This is a genomic window from Streptomyces sp. NPDC021562, assembly GCF_040640875.1.
Lineage (GTDB): Bacteria > Actinomycetota > Actinomycetes > Streptomycetales > Streptomycetaceae > Streptomyces.
Map to the genome: position 1 here is coordinate 199,881 of NZ_JBFACN010000002.1, position 17,508 is coordinate 217,388.

13 protein-coding genes are annotated in these 17,508 nt (G+C 69.4%); 9 read left to right on the forward strand and 4 right to left on the reverse strand.

The features are described from left to right. Window positions 1-2: 2 nt before the first annotated feature. Both AB0G52_RS03350 and AB0G52_RS03355 read left to right on the forward strand, forming a co-directional pair. Window positions 3-1,085, forward strand: a complete 1,083-nt coding sequence (locus tag AB0G52_RS03350; RefSeq protein ID WP_132888329.1) for an inositol-3-phosphate synthase — start codon at window positions 3-5, stop codon at window positions 1,083-1,085. A 110-nt stretch (window positions 1,086-1,195) separates the two neighbouring features. Further along, window positions 1,196-2,470 (forward strand): MFS transporter, encoded by a 1,275-nt coding sequence (locus tag AB0G52_RS03355; RefSeq protein ID WP_361333248.1) that lies wholly within the window; start codon window positions 1,196-1,198, stop codon window positions 2,468-2,470. A gap of 101 nt (window positions 2,471-2,571) precedes the next feature. Here the strand turns inward: AB0G52_RS03355 and AB0G52_RS03360 are convergent, their stop codons facing one another. Then, entirely contained in the window at window positions 2,572-4,038 is a 1,467-nt protein-coding gene (locus tag AB0G52_RS03360) for a CCA tRNA nucleotidyltransferase (RefSeq protein WP_132888331.1), read from the reverse strand. A gap of 287 nt (window positions 4,039-4,325) precedes the next feature. Between AB0G52_RS03360 and AB0G52_RS03365 the strand changes: the two genes are divergently transcribed. From AB0G52_RS03365 to trxA, 7 genes are all read left to right on the forward strand, one after another. After that, a complete protein-coding gene (locus tag AB0G52_RS03365; protein ID WP_361333252.1) occupies window positions 4,326-6,743 on the forward strand; it encodes a DUF6049 family protein in 2,418 nt (805 codons plus the stop codon). A 46-nt stretch (window positions 6,744-6,789) separates the two neighbouring features. Then, window positions 6,790-9,111: a murein biosynthesis integral membrane protein MurJ gene (gene murJ / locus AB0G52_RS03370; protein ID WP_361333255.1), complete on the forward strand. Its 2,322-nt coding sequence runs from the start codon at window positions 6,790-6,792 to the stop codon at window positions 9,109-9,111. Window positions 9,112-9,230: 119 nt separating this feature from the next. Continuing rightward, window positions 9,231-10,949, forward strand: coding sequence for a protein kinase family protein (locus tag AB0G52_RS03375; protein WP_361333258.1), 1,719 nt, complete (start codon window positions 9,231-9,233; stop codon window positions 10,947-10,949). Window positions 10,950-10,983: 34 nt separating this feature from the next. Continuing rightward, window positions 10,984-11,709 (forward strand): RNA polymerase sigma factor SigM, encoded by a 726-nt coding sequence (sigM, locus tag AB0G52_RS03380; protein ID WP_132888335.1) that lies wholly within the window; start codon window positions 10,984-10,986, stop codon window positions 11,707-11,709. After that, on the forward strand, window positions 11,706-12,620 hold the full coding sequence (locus tag AB0G52_RS03385; RefSeq protein ID WP_361333261.1) for a zf-HC2 domain-containing protein: 915 nt from the start codon (window positions 11,706-11,708) through the stop codon (window positions 12,618-12,620). Before sigM ends, AB0G52_RS03385 begins: the two co-directional genes overlap by 4 nt. Before the next feature lie 192 nt (window positions 12,621-12,812). Continuing rightward, window positions 12,813-13,781: a thioredoxin-disulfide reductase gene (gene trxB / locus AB0G52_RS03390; RefSeq protein ID WP_132888337.1), complete on the forward strand. Its 969-nt coding sequence runs from the start codon at window positions 12,813-12,815 to the stop codon at window positions 13,779-13,781. Between the two features lie 44 nt (window positions 13,782-13,825). Beyond that, window positions 13,826-14,158 carry a thioredoxin gene (gene trxA, locus AB0G52_RS03395; protein WP_132888338.1) on the forward strand — a complete coding sequence of 111 codons (333 nt, stop codon included), beginning with the start codon at window positions 13,826-13,828 and terminating at the stop codon, window positions 14,156-14,158. Window positions 14,159-14,210: 52 nt separating this feature from the next. Here trxA and AB0G52_RS03400 read toward each other — a convergent pair whose 3' ends face one another. The 3 genes from AB0G52_RS03400 to AB0G52_RS03410 form a co-directional block, all read right to left on the reverse strand. Next, entirely contained in the window at window positions 14,211-14,828 is a 618-nt protein-coding gene (locus tag AB0G52_RS03400) for a GNAT family N-acetyltransferase (RefSeq protein ID WP_132888339.1), read from the reverse strand. A gap of 309 nt (window positions 14,829-15,137) precedes the next feature. Beyond that, window positions 15,138-16,250, reverse strand: coding sequence for a ParB/RepB/Spo0J family partition protein (locus AB0G52_RS03405; RefSeq protein WP_132888340.1), 1,113 nt, complete (start codon window positions 16,248-16,250; stop codon window positions 15,138-15,140). After that, window positions 16,247-17,320, reverse strand: a complete 1,074-nt coding sequence (locus AB0G52_RS03410) for a ParA family protein (RefSeq protein WP_132888585.1) — start codon at window positions 17,318-17,320, stop codon at window positions 16,247-16,249. The genes AB0G52_RS03405 and AB0G52_RS03410 overlap by 4 nt, the downstream gene beginning before the upstream one ends. Between the last annotated feature and the right edge of the window lie 188 nt (window positions 17,321-17,508).

The window sequence follows — 17,508 nt, forward strand, 5'->3', positions numbered from 1 at the left end:
GAATGGGTTCGGTTCGCGTAGCCATCGTCGGCGTGGGCAACTGCGCCGCCTCGCTGGTACAGGGAGTCGAGTACTACAAGGACGCCGACCCGGCGTCCAAGGTGCCCGGCCTGATGCACGTCCAGTTCGGCGACTACCACGTCAAGGACATCGAGTTCGTCGCCGCCTTCGACGTGGACGCCAAGAAGGTCGGTCTCGACCTTGCGGACGCCATCGGCGCCTCCGAGAACAACACCATCAAGATCTGCGACGTGCCCACGTCCGGTGTCACCGTGCAGCGCGGCCACACCCTCGACGGCCTCGGCAAGTACTACCGCCAGACCATCGAGGAGTCCGAGGCCGAGCCGGTCGACGTCGTCCAGGTCCTCAAGGACAAGCAGGTGGACGTCCTCGTCTGCTACCTGCCCGTCGGTTCCGAGGACGCCGCGAAGTTCTACGCCCAGTGCGCCATCGACGCCAAGGTCGCCTTCGTCAACGCCCTCCCGGTCTTCATCGCCGGTACCAAGGAATGGGCGGACAAGTTCACCGAGGCCGGTGTCCCGATCGTCGGTGACGACATCAAGTCGCAGGTCGGCGCCACCATCACGCACCGCGTCATGGCGAAGCTGTTCGAGGACCGGGGCGTCGTCCTGGACCGCACGATGCAGCTGAACGTCGGCGGCAACATGGACTTCAAGAACATGCTGGAGCGCGACCGCCTGGAGTCCAAGAAGATCTCCAAGACGCAGGCCGTCACCTCCCAGATCCCCGACCGGGACCTCGGCGAGAAGAACGTCCACATCGGCCCGTCCGACTACGTGGCCTGGCTCGACGACCGCAAGTGGGCCTACGTCCGCCTGGAGGGTCGTGCCTTCGGTGACGTCCCGCTGAACCTCGAGTACAAGCTCGAGGTCTGGGACTCCCCGAACTCCGCGGGTGTCATCATCGACGCCCTGCGTGCAGCGAAGATCGCCAAGGACCGCGGCATCGGCGGCCCGATCCTCTCCGCATCGAGCTACTTCATGAAGTCCCCGCCGGTCCAGTACTTCGACGACGAGGCCCGCGAGAACGTGGAGAAGTTCATCCGCGGCGACGTCGAGCGCTGACGTCCGCCGCTCGCACAAAAATCGCTCCTGCCAGGGCTGTGAGGGTCCCCGGGTCATCAGACCCGGGGACCCTTCCCATGGATGCGACCCCTTGTGTGAGGCTGTGCCCCATGCCCGTCGTCCGTGACCTGCGTGTCCTGCTGCGCCTGCGGGACTTCCGCCGTCTGCTCGCCGTACGTCTGCTCTCCCAGGGCGCCGACGGCGTGTATCAGGTCGCGCTCGCCGCCTACGTCGTCTTCTCACCGGAGAAACAGACCTCCCCCGCCGCGATCGCCTCGGCCATGGCGGTCCTGCTGCTCCCGTACTCGCTGGTGGGCCCCTTCGCCGGTGTCCTGCTGGACCGCTGGCGACGCCGTCAGGTCTTCCTCCACGGCAATCTGCTGCGCGCGCTGCTGGCCGCGGTCACCGCCGCCCTGATGGCGGGGGACGTACCCGACTGGCTGTTCTACGCCTCCGCCCTGTGTGTCACGGCCGTCAACCGCTTCGTCCTCTCGGGTCTGTCGGCCGCGCTCCCGCGGGTGGTCGACACCGATCGCCTGGTGCTGGCCAACTCCCTGTCGCCGACGGCGGGCACCCTCGCCGCGACCGCCGGCGGCGGTCTGGCCTTCGCCGTACGGCTGATCGCCTCGGGCTCCGACGCCGCGGTCGTTCTGCTGGGTGCCGTGCTGTACCTGGGAGCGGCCCTCACCTCCCTGACCATGGCCCCGGGTCTCCTCGGCCCCGACCGGCATCCGGCCCGGCCGAGCCTGCGAACGGCAGTTCTCGCCACCACCCGCGACCTACGGGAAGCGATACGGCATCTCGCGGCACCCCGGCGCCGCGAGGCGGCCTGGGCCCTGTTCAGCATGACGGCGATGCGCTTCTGCTACGGCGCTCTGCTCGTCCTGGTGCTGATGCTGTGCCGCTACGCCCTCTCCTCCGGCCCGGACAACGGTCTCGCGCTGCTCGGTCTGGCGCTGGGGCTCTCCGGCGCGGGGTTCTTCGCGGCGGCCGTGATGACGCCGTGGGCCGCCGGGCGGCTGGGCCCCGCCCGCTGGATCATCGCGTGCGCCGCGTCCGCCGCCGTACTGGAGCCCGCGCTGGGGCTCTCCTTCACGACCGTTCCCATGCTCGTCGCCGCCTTCGTGCTGGGCCTGATCACCCAGGGCGCGAAGATCGCGACGGACACCATCGTGCAGTCGTCGGTCGACGACTCCTTCCGCGGTCGGATCTTCTCCGTGTACGACGTCCTCTTCAATGTCGCCTTCGTCGGAGCCGCCGGCGTCGCCGCCCTGATGCTGCCGCCGGACGGCCGCTCCGCGGCCCTCGTCGTCACGGTCGCGCTCCTCTACGCGGCGGTCGCGGCAGCCATGGCTCGGTATGAGGCGCAGCGAGAGAAGCAGTAGCAAAGGGGAAGTGGAGAGGGGCGATGTTTCACGTGAAACATCGCCCCTCTCCGTCCCGGACGGGAGGGTGTTTCACGTGAAACACCCTCCCGTCGGCATGCTCAGCCCTGTTCGGCCCACCACTCCTTGAGCGCGGTCACCGCGGCGTCGTGCTCCATCGGGCCGTTCTCCAGCCGGAGCTCCAGCATGTGCTTGTAGGCCTGGCCCACCTCCGGGCCGGGGCGGATCCCCAAGATCTCCATGATCTGGTTGCCGTCGAGGTCCGGGCGGATCGCGTCGAGCTCCTCCTTCTCCTGAAGCTCGGCGATGCGGTCCTCCAGGCCGTCATAGGCACGGGAGAGTGCCGCGGCCCTCCGCTTGTTCCGGGTGGTGCAGTCGGACCGGGTCAGCTTGTGCAGACGGTCGAGCAACGGACCCGCGTCACGGACATAGCGGCGGACCGCCGAGTCCGTCCACTCCCCGGTGCCGTAGCCGTGGAACCGCAGATGGAGTTCGACCAGCCGCGAGACGTCCTTCACCAGTTCGTTGGAGTACTTCAACGCCGTCATGCGCTTCTTGGTCATCTTCGCTCCGACCACCTCATGGTGGTGGAACGAGACCCGGCCGTCCTCCTCGAAGCGGCGCGTACGCGGCTTGCCGATGTCATGCAGCAGTGCGGCGAGGCGGAGGGTGAGGTCGGGACCGTCCTCCTCCAGCGCCATCGCCTGCTCCAGGACGATCAGCGTATGGTCGTAGACGTCCTTGTGCCGATGGTGCTCGTCGCTCTCCAGACGCAGGGCAGGAAGCTCGGGCAGCACCCGGTCGGCGAGGCCGGTCTCGACGAGCAGTGTCAGCCCCTTGCGGGGGTGGGCGGAGAGGATCAGCTTGTTCAGCTCGTCCCGGACCCGCTCAGCCGAGACGATCTCCAGCCGGCCGGCCATGTCCGTCATCGCCGCGACGACCTCGGGCGCCACCTCGAAGTCCAGCTGGGCCGCGAAGCGGGCGGCGCGCATCATCCGCAGCGGGTCGTCCGAGAAGGACTCCTCGGGCGTCCCCGGCGTGCGCAGCACGCGTGCGGCCAGGTCCTCCCGGCCACCGTGCGGATCGATGAACTCCTTCTCCGGCAGGGCCACCGCCATCGCGTTGACGGTGAAGTCACGCCGGACGAGGTCCTCCTCGATGGAGTCCCCGTACGACACCTCGGGCTTGCGTGAGGTCCGGTCGTAGGCCTCGGAGCGGTAGGTGGTCACCTCGATCTGGAAGGACCGAACGGTACCTCCTACTCGGGCGTCCTTCTGTGCCCCGACCGTGCCGAAGGCGATCCCGACGTCCCAGACGGCGTCCGCCCAGGGCCGGACGATCTTCAGTACGTCCTCGGGGCGGGCATCGGTGGTGAAGTCCAGGTCGTTGCCGAGCCGGCCCAGCAGCGCGTCCCGGACCGAGCCGCCGACCAGGGCGAGGGAGAACCCGGCCTCCTGGAACCGGCGGGCGAGGTCGTCGGCGACGGGCGCCACCCGCAGCAGTTCGCTCACCGCGCGCTGCTGCGCCTGGCTCAGGGCAGAGGGATTGTCTTCATTGGCGTTCGGCACAACAGCACAGGGTACGTGTCCCGAGCCACCCCCAGCGCCTCCATATTCTCCCCGCACTCCCCGCAGAGCGTCCGTACGCGCCCCCGGGACAGTCCGCTCCGTACCAGTACAAGCCCAGTATTCGGCTCTTGAAGAAGCCTTCCGGTGATACTGGATATAGGGGACAGGCCGATACGCTTCTCCGATCTTGTGAAGCGGACCGCGGCACTTCGGCTCAGCGCACCTCGTTACCATGCGTGGACGCACATTCCGACGACCACTGACGACGACGAGGGACGGACGAGCGCGTGGCCGAGGCGGCAGACTTCCAGGGGACGCCCTCACCTGCCCGCCGCTGGCTGCGGCGCGCCGGGGCACTGCTCGCGGGTGCGCCCCTGCTGGCCGGGCTGGTGCAGCTGCCTGCCGCGGCGCCGGCCCAGGCGGCCGGATCGAACGCCGTGTCGGTGGCCATCGACTCACTGAGCCCCAGCGCCCCCACCGACGGGGACACGCTGACGGTCTCCGGCACGGTGACCAACAACGGCAAGCAGGCCGTCACGGACGCCCATGTGGACCTGCGAGTGGGTTCCCCGCTCAGTACCCGGTCGGCGATCGACACGGCCGCCCAGCAGTCCGACGAGCTCCAGTCCGGCCTCGGCACCGAGATCGGCGGCAAGTACACCGAGGACTTCGACTCGCTCGCCCCGGGGGTCGCCGAGCACTTCAGCATCTCGGTCCCCGTCGACAAGCTCGACCTGGGCCAGGACGGGGTGTACCCGTTCGGTGTCTCGCTGTCCGGCAGGACGACCGCGCAGCAGTGGGACCAGGTGCTGGGCGTCCAGCAGACGTTCCTGCCCTGGCAGTCCTCCGAGGCGGACACGAAGACCAGGACGACGTACCTGTGGCCGCTGATCTCCACCGTCCACATGACGGCGAGGACGGGCGCGGGCGAGCTGCAGACGCCGGTCTTCCTCAACGACGACCTCGCCAAGGAGATCTCGCCCGGCGGCCGGCTGGCCCAGATGCTGGCACTCGGCAAGGACCTGGACGTCACCTGGGTGATCGACCCGGACCTGCTGGCCTCCGTGGACGCGATGACCCGCAGCTACCAGATCCAGGGCCCCGGTGACACCACCACGGCAGGCACCCACCAGGCCGTGGCCAAGCAGTTCCTGACCGACCTCCAGGACGCGGTGGCGGACAAGGAGGTCGTCGCGCTCCCCTTCGCCGACCCGGACCTGGCCTCCCTCGCCCACAACGGCACCGCGGTGACCGGTTCGCTGAGCCACCTCAAGGACGCCACCGACGTCGCCGCCACCACGGTCGAGACCGTGCTCCATGTCACACCGAACACCGACTTCGCGTGGCCCGTGAACGGCGCGGTCGACCCGTCGATCATCAAGGTGGCCACCTCGGCGGGCGCCGACAAGGTGATCGCCCGCAGTGACAGCCTCCGGGAGACCGGCGGCCTGTCCTACACGCCCTCCGCGGCGCGTCCGATCGGCGGCGGCACGACGGCGGTGGTCGCGGACGCCCGGCTGTCCACGGCGTTCGAGGGCGATCTGACGACGGCGGACTCGGCGACGCTCGCGGTGCAGCGGTTCCTGGCCCAGAGCCTGGCCCTGAACACCCAGACCGACAAGCAGCGCAGCATCGTCGTCGCCCCGCAGCGGATGCCCTCCTCGAGCCAGGCCCAGGCCATGGCGACGGCCATCACCGCGCTGCAGGACAGCAACTGGTCGCAGTCCCAGAACCTGACGGCCGCCGCCAAGGACAAGCCCGACCCGGGTGCCACCACGAAGATCCCCTCGTCGTCCGCCTACCCGTCCTCGCTGCGCAAGCAGGAGCTGCCCCGGACGGCCTTCGAGCAGATCGCACGTACCCAGGACAAGCTCGACAACTTCCAGGTGATCCTCAGCAACCAGTCCCGGGTGGTGACCCCGTTCGGCCGGGCCATGAACCGGGAGATGTCCGCGTCGTGGCGGGGACGCGGCACCGACGCCGACAGCTTCCGCACGGGCGTGGAGTCCTGGCTCGACGACCTCATCGGCGAGGTCAAGCTGATCGACAAGTCCGAGACCAAGCTCTCCGGACGCAGCGCCACCATCCCGGTCACCGTCCAGAACAACCTGGTGCAGGGCGTCGACCACCTGGTCCTGCGGCTGACGTCGACGATGCCGACCCGGCTGGAGATCGGGGGCAAGCCCTACTACGAGCAGCCCGTCGAGGTCTCCGGCGGCCACAGCCAGTCCGTGAAGTTCTCCACTTCGGCCAACGCCAACGGCCGGGTGGAGGTCACCGCGCAGCTCTACACCCAGGACGGCCAGGAGTACGGCCAGCCCGTCCGGTTCGACGTGAAGGTCACCGAGGTCACGCCCACGGTGATGCTGGTCATCGGCGGCGGTGTGCTGCTGCTGGTGCTGGCGGGCTTCCGGATGTACACCCAGCGCAAGCGGGCGGCCGCACGACAGGCAGCGGAGGGCGACGGCCCGGCCCCGGCCGGCGAGGACACCCAGGGCGGTCCTGCGGACGAGGGCGCCGAGAACACCGCTGGGTCCGAGAACAGCGCTGGACCCGGGAACCCCGGTACTCCTGGCGGCCGTCGTACGGGAGAGTCCGACGCCCGGTCCGGGGCAGGCGACCCCGAGCAGCCGAGTGACCCGACACCGGACACCGCACCGGAAAGCGCCGACCCGTCCGGGACGGGTGAGAGAGTGGACCGTTGAGCGATGTCGTGGCCGGTGTGGCCCGGGACGATGAGGTGGGGTAACCATGAACGCGCCGTACGACGGTGAACGCGGCCAGGGCGCGGCCGGTTCGGGCTACCCCGAGCCGCCGCCGGAGGCCGGCCAGGTCCCGCCGCAGCACGCGGCTGACATGTACCTCCAGGACGCCTACGACCAGGACCCCTACCGGGCACAGGACCTCTCGGCCCAGGACCCGGTCGCCGAGGCGCTCTACGACCGTGCCGCCCACCCACCGCCGCCCCCGGGCACGTACCCCCAGCAGCCGCTCTACGGCCGGCCCGCCCAGTCGCCGTACGCCCCGGACCCGCAGGTGTGGGCCCAGACCCCGCCGCCCGAGCCGGAGGGCCCGACCCAGTACCTGCCGTACGGTGACGACCCCCGTACGACCCAGTTCGTGGGCGTGGACGACCTGGTCTCGCACTCCGGTGAGGAACGCCACGAGCCGGACGCCTTCGCCCACCTCTTCCGGGACCAGCAGCAGAGCGGCTACCGGGACCCGCAGCAGGGCGGCACCCAGCTGCCGTCCGAGCCCGCGGCGGTACCCGGTCCGGCCGCGGCCCCGGGCGGCGCCTCGCCCGGGTCGCGGTACCCGGCGCCGACGGCTCCGGCCGACGCGTCCCCCGCGAGCGACCAGACGCTGAACCTCGGTGCCGCGCCCGTCGCGGCCGCGGCGCCGGCCACCGCCGCCGCCCCCGCTCCGGCCCCCGTCAAGAAGGGCGGGAAGGCCGGGGGGCTGCTCAAGTCGAGCGCCGTGATGGCGGCGGGCACGATGGTCTCCCGTCTCACCGGCTTCGTCCGCTCCGCGCTGATCGTCTCCGCGCTGGGCGTCGGTCTGCTCGGCGACACCTTCCAGGTCGCCTACCAGCTGCCCACGATGATCTACATCCTGACCGTCGGTGGCGGCCTCAACTCGGTCTTCGTGCCGCAGCTGGTGCGCGCCATGAAGGAGGACGACGACGGCGGCGAGGCGTTCGCCAACCGGCTGCTGACCCTCGTGATGGTGGCCCTTGGCCTGCTCACCGCCGCCACCATCGCGGCCGCGCCCTTCCTCATCCGCCTGCTGTCCGACCCGGTCGCCAGCGACCCGGCGGCCAACGAGGTCGGCATCACCTTCGTGCGCTACTTCCTGCCCTCGATCTTCTTCATGGGCATCCACGTGGTGATGGGCCAGATCCTCAACGCCCGAGGCAAGTTCGGCGCGATGATGTGGACCCCGGTCCTCAACAACATCGTCATCATCGTCACCCTCGGCCTGTTCATCTGGGTGTACGGCACCGCCGCGCACTCCGGCATGAAGGTCACGAACATCCCGCCGGAGGGCCAGCGACTGCTCGGCCTCGGCGTGCTGCTCGGTCTGGTGGTCCAGGCCCTGGCGATGATCCCCTACCTACGGGAGACCGGGTTCCGGCTGCGGCTGCGCTTCGACTGGCGGGGCCACGGCCTCGGCAAGGCCGCCACGCTCGCCAAGTGGACCGTGCTGTTCGTCCTCGCCAACCAGGCCGGCGCGATCGTCGTCTCCCAGCTGTCGACGTCGGCGGGCAAGCGGTCCCCGGTCGACGGCACCGGCTTCGCCGCCTACGCCAACGCCCAGCTGATCTGGGGCCTGCCGCAGGCCATCATCACGGTCTCCCTGATGGCGGCCCTGCTGCCGCGGATCGCCCGCTCCGCCGCCGAGAACGACACGGGCGCCGTCCGCGACGACATCTCCCAGGGCCTGCGGACGACCGCCGTCGCGATCGTCCCCATCTCCTTCGGCTTCCTGGCCCTCGGCATCCCGATGTGCACCCTGATCTTCGGTTCCTCGGGTATCAGCGAAGCCACGAACATGGGCTTCATGCTGATGGCCTTCGCCCTCGGCCTGATCCCCTACTCGGTGCAGTACGTCGTCCTGCGTGCCTTCTACGCCTACGAAGACACCCGCACCCCGTTCTACAACACGGTCATCGTCGCCTCGGTCAACGCGGGCGCGTCGGTCGCCTGTTACTACCTGCTCCCGGCGCGCTGGGCGGTGGCGGGCATGGCCGCCTCGTACGGCCTGGCCTACGCGACCGGTGTCGGAGTGGCCTGGCGGCGGCTGCGCAAACGGCTCGGCGGCGACCTCGACGGCTCCCGGGTCACCCGCACCTACGCCCGGCTGTGCATCGCCTCCGTACCGGCGGCACTCCTCAGTGGTGCGGCCTGCTACGGCATCGGCCACACTCTGGGGCAGGGTGTGATCGGTTCCTTCGCCGCGCTGCTGGCCGGCGGAGTACTCCTGCTCGGCGTCTTCTACGTGGCCGCGCGCCGCATGCGCATCGAGGAGCTCAACTCCCTCGTGGGTATGGTGCGCGGGCGTCTGGGTCGCTGAGACAGGGGTAAGCGCACAACCATCGTTCGCCGCCGCGTGTCGTGCATAGCGGGGGACTGTGGGCACAATTGGTTTCGGCGTCGGACAGCGTGCAACGGATGGGGAGGCAGGGAACGACGGTGGCGGAACGGAGCACGGCTGCCGTCGACGTGGCAGACAACAGCGGTGACAAGCCGCTGACCGCCAAGGCGGACCAGTCCACGGCCGACGGGGTGGCCCAGAACCCGGAGCAGGACACGGACAGCGACGAGGCCCAGGGCAGCGGTACGGCCGCGGCCCCCGGGAAGAAGACCTCACCTCCCGAACTGCACAGCGGTCACAAACTCGCCAGACGCTACCGTCTCGAGGAGTGCGTCACCCGTCTGGACGGATTCAGCAGTTGGCGTGCGGTCGACGAGAAACTCCGGCGTGCCGTCGGAGTCCACATCCTGCCCGCCGATCATGCGCGCAGCCGAGCGGTGCTGGCCGCCGCCCGGTCCGCCGCGCTGCTCGGCGATCCCCGGTTCGTCCAGGTGCTGGACGCCGTCGAGGAGAACGACCTCGTGTACGTCGTGCACGAGTGGCTCCCCGACGCCACCGAACTGACCGCGCTGCTCGCGGCCGGGCCGCTGGAGCCCCACGACGCCTACCAGATGGTCAGTCAGATCGCCTCCGCGATGGCGGCCGCGCACCGCGAGGGCCTGGCGCACCTCCGCCTCAACCCGAACGCCGTGCTGCGCACCTCCACCGGCCAGTGGCGCATCCGCGGTCTCGCGGTGAACGCGGCGCTGCGCGGCATCAGTTCCGACACCCCGCAGCGCACCGACACCAAGGCGATCGGCGCCCTGCTGTACGCGGCGCTGACCCAGCGCTGGCCGTACGAGAGCGACGCCTACGGTCTGGCCGGACTGCCCAAGGACGTCGGTCTCATCGCACCCGACCAGGTACGCGCCGGGGTCCATCGCGGCCTGTCCGAGCTCGCCATGCGCGCCCTGGTCAACGACGGTGCCACCGCCTCCCGCCACGAGTCGGCCTGCACCACGCCCGAGGAGCTGGTGAAGGCGATCGGCGAGATGCCCCGCATCCGCCCGCCGGAGCCGGCGTTCACGGCACCGCCCGAGTACCAGCACACCACGTACCAGCAGGGCACCTACGGCCGCCCCGCGTCCCCCGGCGTGACGCAGTCCGTCCAGCCCCCGCCGCCCCCGCTCCAGAGCCGCACCGGCAAGGCCCTCAAGTGGGCCGTCTCGGCCCTTCTCATCGCGGCCCTGGGCCTGGGCAGTTGGCAGCTCGCGGAAGCCCTGATGAACCAGGGCGACAAGTCCGACGGCACCACCACGCAGACGACGGACGACGGCGACAAGAACAACGCCAGCCCCGCACCGGTCACCCCGATAAAGATCCAGAACGCCCAGGAGTACGTCGTCGACGGCGGCGCCCAGCACCCGGCCGACGTCACGTTGACCTACGACGGGAACGCCTCGACGTACTGGCGGACGAAGACCTTCAACGAGGGTCCCGAGCTGGCGCCGTACAAAGCAGGTGTGGGCATCGTCTACGACCTGGGCTCTGCGAAGGAACTCAGCACGGGAACCATCTCCCTTCGCTACGCTGGCGATCACACGACGGTCGCGCTCTACGCCGCCGACTCACTGACCCCGGGGCCGGTGAGTTCGCTGACGAAGATCGGCAGCAGCACCACCACCGGGAACACCGCCACGGTGAAGGTCAGCAAGAAGGTCAAGAGCCAGTACGTGCTCCTGTGGATGACCGCCGTGCCCAAGTCGGGTCCGGACCCTGCCACGTATTCGGATGCCGGTTACAAGCAGGCCATCACGGAAGTGAAGTTCACGGGCTGACGTCTCACCGGAGGCACCGAAGGCGGAGGGGCAGATGGCGGAGGGCACCGGATACGGCGGTGTGAGCGATCAGGAGCTGCTCGCCCGCCACGTGGAAGGTGACCCCGACGCCTTCGGTGAGATCGTCCGGCGGCACCGCGACCGGCTCTGGGCGGTCGCCCTGCGGACCCTGGGGGACCGCGAGGAGGCCGCTGACGCCGTCCAGGACGCCCTCGTCTCCGCCTACCGGGCCGCCCATACGTTCAGGGGCCAGTCGGCCGTCACGACCTGGCTGCACCGGATCACGGTGAACGCCTGCCTGGACCGGGCCCGTAAGGCGGCCTCCCGCAAGACGTCCCCGGTCGACGACACCGAGCGGCTGGAGCACCTGCTGGAGCCGCATGAATCGGCCTCCGCCCCGGCCGAGCGGCACGATCTGCACCGCCAGCTCCTGGAGGCCCTCGGCACGCTCCCGCACGACCAGCGCGCCGCGCTCGTCCTGGTCGACATGCAGGGATATCCGGTCGCCGAGGCGGCCCGGATCCTCGAGGTGCCCACGGGGACGGTGAAGAGCCGCTGCGCTCGGGGCAGAGCCAGACTCCTGCCGCTGCTCACCCATCTGCGGCCGGAAAACACCGGTGCCGAGAATGACCCGGACCCGGCACGGAACCGGGCGGAGGGGACATCCGTCCCACCGGCAGCGAGGCCTCGAAACGGGGGCCCACACGACACCGGGCCGAGTGATCCGGCCGCAGTGAAGGGCGGAGGTGGACGAGCGTGACGTCGACGACGGACACGACCGGGCACCCGGTTGTCTCGGAGATCTCCGACCTGGCCGAAGGTCTGCTCCCGCCCGCCCGGACCGAGGAAGTACGACAGCACCTGGACGGGTGCGATCTCTGTGCCGATGTCCATGCCTCACTGGACGAGATCCGGGGCCTGCTCGGCGCGGTCCCGGGTCCGGTGGCCATGCCTGCCGATGTCGCGAGCCGGATCGACGCGGCTCTCGCCGCCGAGGCCCTGTTGCACGCCACTGCACCCGAGGCTCCGTTGCGCGCCGCCCCACCCGAGGCTCATGTTTCACGTGAAACATCGACCCTCACGTCCCCGGGGGGCCGTCCGGCCGGCAGGCCGAGCGCCTCGACCGGTCCTGGCCGCAGGAACCACGGAGCCGGCCGTGGTCGTCGCCGCCGGACCGTCGCCCTCGGTGCGGTCCTCACCGCCGCCGTCCTGGGTGCCGGATCCTTCTTCCTCCTGTCACTCGGCAGCCACGACAAGGGACCGGCGACAGCTCAGGGCAAGCCGACGAACTCCGCCGTCGGCCTCACCAAGAACACCCTGCAGGCGGAGGTGGACGGCCTTCTCGGCAAGAAGGCGACCTTGCGCAGCTCCAAGAGGCCGGAGGCGGGCATCCAGGGCGACTCCACCCCGTCCGGATCGTCGGCTGCCCCGTACTCCCCCTTCATCCAGCCGCTGCCATCGGTACCGGCGTGCGTCCGCCAGGGCATCGGCCAGTCCGGTGACCTGCTCGCCGCGAAGGAGGAGACGTACGAGGGGAAGCGCGTCTATCTCGTCGTCCTCCCCGACGCCTCGGACTCCTCGCGAGTGACAGCCTTCGTCGTGGCCGCCGACTGCAGCGGCTCGGCCTCCCCGGGCAAGGTCCTTCTGACGGAGTCCCTGGCTCGTCCCTGAGCGCCGCCGGCACGACTCCGAGCCGAGGACGCATCGTCTCCGCCCGACGCGGAAATCCGTAGGTGTGGGATGGCCGTGTGCCCGGACACACCGGGAATGCGCGCCCCGTAGGATCCGTTGGGTGGGGTGAGAGCTTCCGAGAGAAGCTCTCACCGGTCGAACTGACGTAGACCAGAGACGAGGAATCAAGCCGTGAGCGACGTCCGTAACGTGATCATCATCGGCTCCGGGCCCGCCGGCTACACGGCGGCGCTCTACACCGCGCGCGCGTCGCTGAAGCCTCTCGTGTTCGAGGGCGCCGTCACCGCGGGCGGTGCGCTGATGAACACCACCGAGGTGGAGAACTTCCCGGGCTTCCGCGACGGCATCATGGGCCCCGACCTCATGGACAACATGCGGGCGCAGGCCGAACGCTTCGGCGCCGAGCTGGTTCCGGACGACGTCGTCTCCGTCGACCTGACCGGTGAGATCAAGACCGTCACGGACACCGCGGGCACGGTCCACAAGGCCAAGGCCGTCATCGTCACCACCGGCTCCCAGCACCGCAAGCTCGGCCTGCCGAACGAGGACGCGCTCTCCGGCCGCGGTGTCTCCTGGTGCGCCACCTGTGACGGCTTCTTCTTCAAGGACCAGGACATCGCCGTGATCGGCGGCGGCGACACCGCGATGGAGGAGGCCACCTTCCTCTCCCGGTTCGCCAAGTCCGTGACGATCGTCCACCGCCGGGACACCCTGCGCGCCTCCAAGGCGATGCAGGAGCGCGCCTTTGCCGACCCGAAGATCAAGTTCGCGTGGGACAGCGAGATCGCCGAGGTCCAGGGCGAGCAGAAGCTCTCCGGCCTGAAACTGCGCAACGTCAAGACCGGTGAGCTCTCCGACCTGCCGGTGACCGGACTGTTCATCGCGATCGGTCACGACCCGCGCACCGAGCTCTTCAAGGGCCAGCTCGACCTCGACGAAGAGGGCTACCTCAAGGTCGCCTCGCCCACGACGCACACCAACGTGACCGGTGTGTTCGCCGCCGGTGACGTGGTCGACCACACCTACCGCCAGGCGATCACCGCGGCCGGCACCGGCTGCTCCGCTGCTCTCGACGCCGAGCGTTTCCTCGCCGCCCTCGCGGACGAGGAGAAGGCAGAGCCCGAGAAGAGCACCGTCTGACCATCCCCCTTCCGCCCTCGCACCATCAAGTAAAGGAGCCCGCCGTGGCCGGCACCCTGAAGCATGTGACCGACGCCGACTTCGAAGAGGTCGTCCTCAAGAGCGACAAGCCTGTCCTGGTGGACTTCTGGGCCGAGTGGTGCGGTCCCTGCCGCCAGATCGCCCCGTCTCTCGAGGCGATCGCCGCCGAGCACGGCGAGAAGATCGAGATCGTCAAGCTGAACATCGACGAGAACCCGACCACGGCGGCCAAGTACGGCGTCATGTCGATCCCGACCCTGAACGTCTACCAGGGTGGCGAGGTCGCCAAGACCATCGTCGGCGCCAAGCCGAAGGCCGCGCTCGTGCGTGACCTTGAGGCCTTCATCGCCGAGTGACGTTTCACGTGAAACACGAATGGGCCAACCCCTGCGGGTCGGCCCATTCGCATTAGAGGGGTCGTAGCGCCGGTTCCTTCTGCACGGCCCCCAGCAGCCTGTCGAGCGCCAGCTCGACGTCCTCTTTCCAGGAGAGCGTCGACCGTAGTTCCAGCCGCAGCCGGGGATGCACGGGGTGCTGCCGTACCGTCTTGAAGCCCACGGCGAGCAAGTGATCGGCGGGCAGCAGACAGGCAGGCTCCTTGTACCGGGCGTCGCCGAACGCCTCGATCGCCTTGAAACCTCGTCTCAGGAGATCCTTGGCGACCGTCTGGACCATCACACGCCCGAGTCCCTGCCCCTGGTAACCGGGCATGATGAAGCCCGTGATCAGCTGGACGGCATCCGGTGCGACCGGGCTGGTGGGGAACGCCGTGGAGCGGGGCACGTAGGCAGGCGGAGCGTAGAGCACGAATCCCACCGGTACGTCGTCGACATAGACCACCCGGCCGCAGGAACCCCAGTCGAGCAGGACCGCCGAGATCCAGGACTCCTTCTCCAGCGCGGTTGTCCCCGCTTTCACCGCTGCTTCGCCACTGACGGGATCCAGTTCCCAGAAGACACACGAGCGGCAGCGCTCGGGAAGGTCCTGAAGGTTGTCCAGCGTGAGCGGTACGAGCCGACGCCCCATGAAGGCTGTTCCTCGCTTCCTTCGCCCGCGGCGCCGCGAGCGACTGACAGAGCGCTGCGTTCCCTGAGCAGACTGCCGACGAACCCTACGGTCGCCCCCAGCCCCAGGCCCGCGCTCACCAGCCCGGTGCGGCTCATCGATCGCATGGCCCCCGCCTCCCATTCAGAGGTGCTGCCAGCTGCCAGATGAATGCGCCATACCGAACGCATCGTATCCACACCGCGATTCCCTCGACACCGCATGAAAGCAAAGAGCGGATCGTGTCCGGTACACACCGGCCACGATCCGCTCTGGAGGCACCACGGACGGTCAGTCCCCGGACTCCTCGGAGGCCGGGGCCTCACCCTCCTGGAGGCCATGGTGGAGAACCGGCCCCTCGCCCGGGGCGAGCGTCCCGAGGATTCGCTCAAGGTCCTCCATCGAGGCGAACTCGACGGTGATCTTGCCCTTCTTCTGGCCGAGGTCGACCTTCACCCGCGTCTCGAAACGGTCCGAAAGCCGGGTCGCGAGATCGGTCAGCGCTGGGGAGACGCGGGCGCCGGCCCGTGGCCCCTTGGCGCGGGTCGCCGTCTGGGGACGGGAACCCATCAGGGTCACGATCTCCTCGACGGCCCGCACCGACAGCCCCTCGGCCACGATCCGGTGAGCCAGTCGGTCCTGCTCCTCCGAGTCGTCGACGGAGAGCAGCGCCCGGGCGTGACCGGCCGACAGCACACCCGCGGCGACCCGGCGCTGAACCGCCGGCGACAGCTTCAGCAACCGCAGCGTGTTGGAGACCTGCGGGCGCGAGCGCCCGATCCGGTCGGCCAGCTGGTCGTGCGTGCAGTTGAAGTCCTTCAGCAACTGGTCGTAGGCGGCGGCCTCTTCCAGCGGGTTCAGCTGGGCGCGATGCAGGTTCTCCAGCAGCGCGTCCAGGAGGAGCTTCTCGTCGTCCGTCGCCCTGACGATCGCCGGGATGGCCTCCAGACCGGCCTCGCGGCAGGCCCGCCAGCGCCGCTCACCCATGATGAGCTCATAGCGCGCGGGCCCCAACTGCCGGACGACGACCGGCTGGAGCAGACCCACCTCCTGGATGGAGGTGACCAGCTCGTGCAGAGCGTCCTCGTCGAAGACCTCACGCGGCTGGCGCGGGTTCGGTGTGATGTCGTCGAGGGGGATCTCCGCGAAGTGGGCACCCATCGGAGGCGCGGGCATCTCCGGGGCCGAGCCGAACACCGAGGGCTCCTCGGGCTCCTGGACGACCGGCGGCAGGGTGGTCACCTTGGCCGCCGCGACACCGCGGTCCGTCAGCGACGGTACCGCGGCGGGGGCTCCCGCCGACCCGCCCTCCACCGCGGTCTGAGCCGGGGTCCGCTCGGTCGGGGCAGCAGGGATCAGTGCGCCCAGACCACGGCCCAGGCCAATCCTCCGTCGGTCGCTCACTGGATCCCCTCCACCATGTTCGGGTTCGTCTGTGCGCCGATATGGGCCTGTGTCGGGTCGTAGCTGACACCGACGCCCCTCAGCGCGATTTCTCGGGCCGCCTCAAGATAGGAGAGGGCACCGCTCGATCCAGGATCGTAGGTCAGTACCGTCTGCCCGTAACTCGGTGCCTCGGAGATACGGACCGAGCGGGGAATGCTCGTCCGCAGCACCTCGTCGCCGAAGTGACTGCGCACCTCGTCCGCGACCTGGGAGGCGAGGCGCGTCCGGCCGTCGTACATGGTGAGCAGGATGGTCGACACATGCAGGTCGGGGTTGAGGTGCCCCCGTACCAGGTCGACGTTGCGGAGCAGCTGGCCCAGTCCCTCCAGCGCGTAGTACTCGCACTGGATCGGGATGAGTACCTCGGCGCCCGCGACGAGTGCGTTGACCGTCAGCAGGCCGAGCGAGGGCGGGCAGTCGATGAGGATGTAGTCCAGCGGCTGCTCGTACGCCAGGATCGCCCGCTGAAGCCGGCTCTCCCGTGCCACCAGGGACACCAGCTCGATCTCCGCACCGGCGAGATCGATGGTGGCGGGAGCACAGAAGAGACCTTCGACGTCCACCACCGGCTGGACGACGTCGGCCAGCGGCTTGCTCTCGACCAACACGTCGTAGATGGACGGAACTTCGGCGTGGTGATCGATGCCCAGCGCGGTGGAGGCGTTGCCCTGAGGGTCGAGGTCGATCACCAGAACGCGACCGCCGTGCAGGGCGAGCGACGCGGCAAGATTGACGGTGGTCGTCGTCTTGCCCACGCCGCCCTTCTGGTTGGCCACGACGATGACTCTGGTCTGCTCCGGACGTGGCAGGCCTTCGCCGGCGCGGCCCAGAGCCTCCACCGCGAGTTGGGCAGCACGACCGATGGGAGTGTCGTCCATCGGAGGCGGTGTTTCACGTGAAACATCCGCCCCCATCGACTCGGTACGGGGACCGGGGACCGGATCGGTCATCGGTCCCGCGATGTTGGCGTCGGACCGCAAGGATTCACTCTCCTCGACTTCAGGCTCGCAATGAACAGAGCCTCCCATGTCTTCGGGGTGGTGAACCAGTGAGGCCTGTTGTTCTGTGGAGAAATCCACCTCTGTGGACAACTCCGTGCCCCGCGGGGAGGGCGGAGTGTCACCAGCGGGGTCCCCTCCCAGGGAACCGAGGGGCTTTCGATCACGCGGTTCGGCCGCAGCGCGGCCCCGGCCGATGATGCCGTGCAGCAAGGAAC

Coding starts and splice junctions, on each gene's coding strand:
- murJ (WP_361333255.1), top strand. CDS start 6,790: ATGAACGCGCCGTACGACGGTGAACGCGGCCAGGGCGCGGCCGGTTCG.
- AB0G52_RS03355 (WP_361333248.1), top strand. CDS start 1,196: ATGCCCGTCGTCCGTGACCTGCGTGTCCTGCTGCGCCTGCGGGACTTC.
- AB0G52_RS03400 (WP_132888339.1), bottom strand. CDS start 14,828: ATGGGGCGTCGGCTCGTACCGCTCACGCTGGACAACCTTCAGGACCTT.
- AB0G52_RS03410 (WP_132888585.1), bottom strand. CDS start 17,320: ATGGGAGGCTCTGTTCATTGCGAGCCTGAAGTCGAGGAGAGTGAATCC.
- AB0G52_RS03350 (WP_132888329.1), top strand. CDS start 3: ATGGGTTCGGTTCGCGTAGCCATCGTCGGCGTGGGCAACTGCGCCGCC.
- sigM (WP_132888335.1), top strand. CDS start 10,984: ATGGCGGAGGGCACCGGATACGGCGGTGTGAGCGATCAGGAGCTGCTC.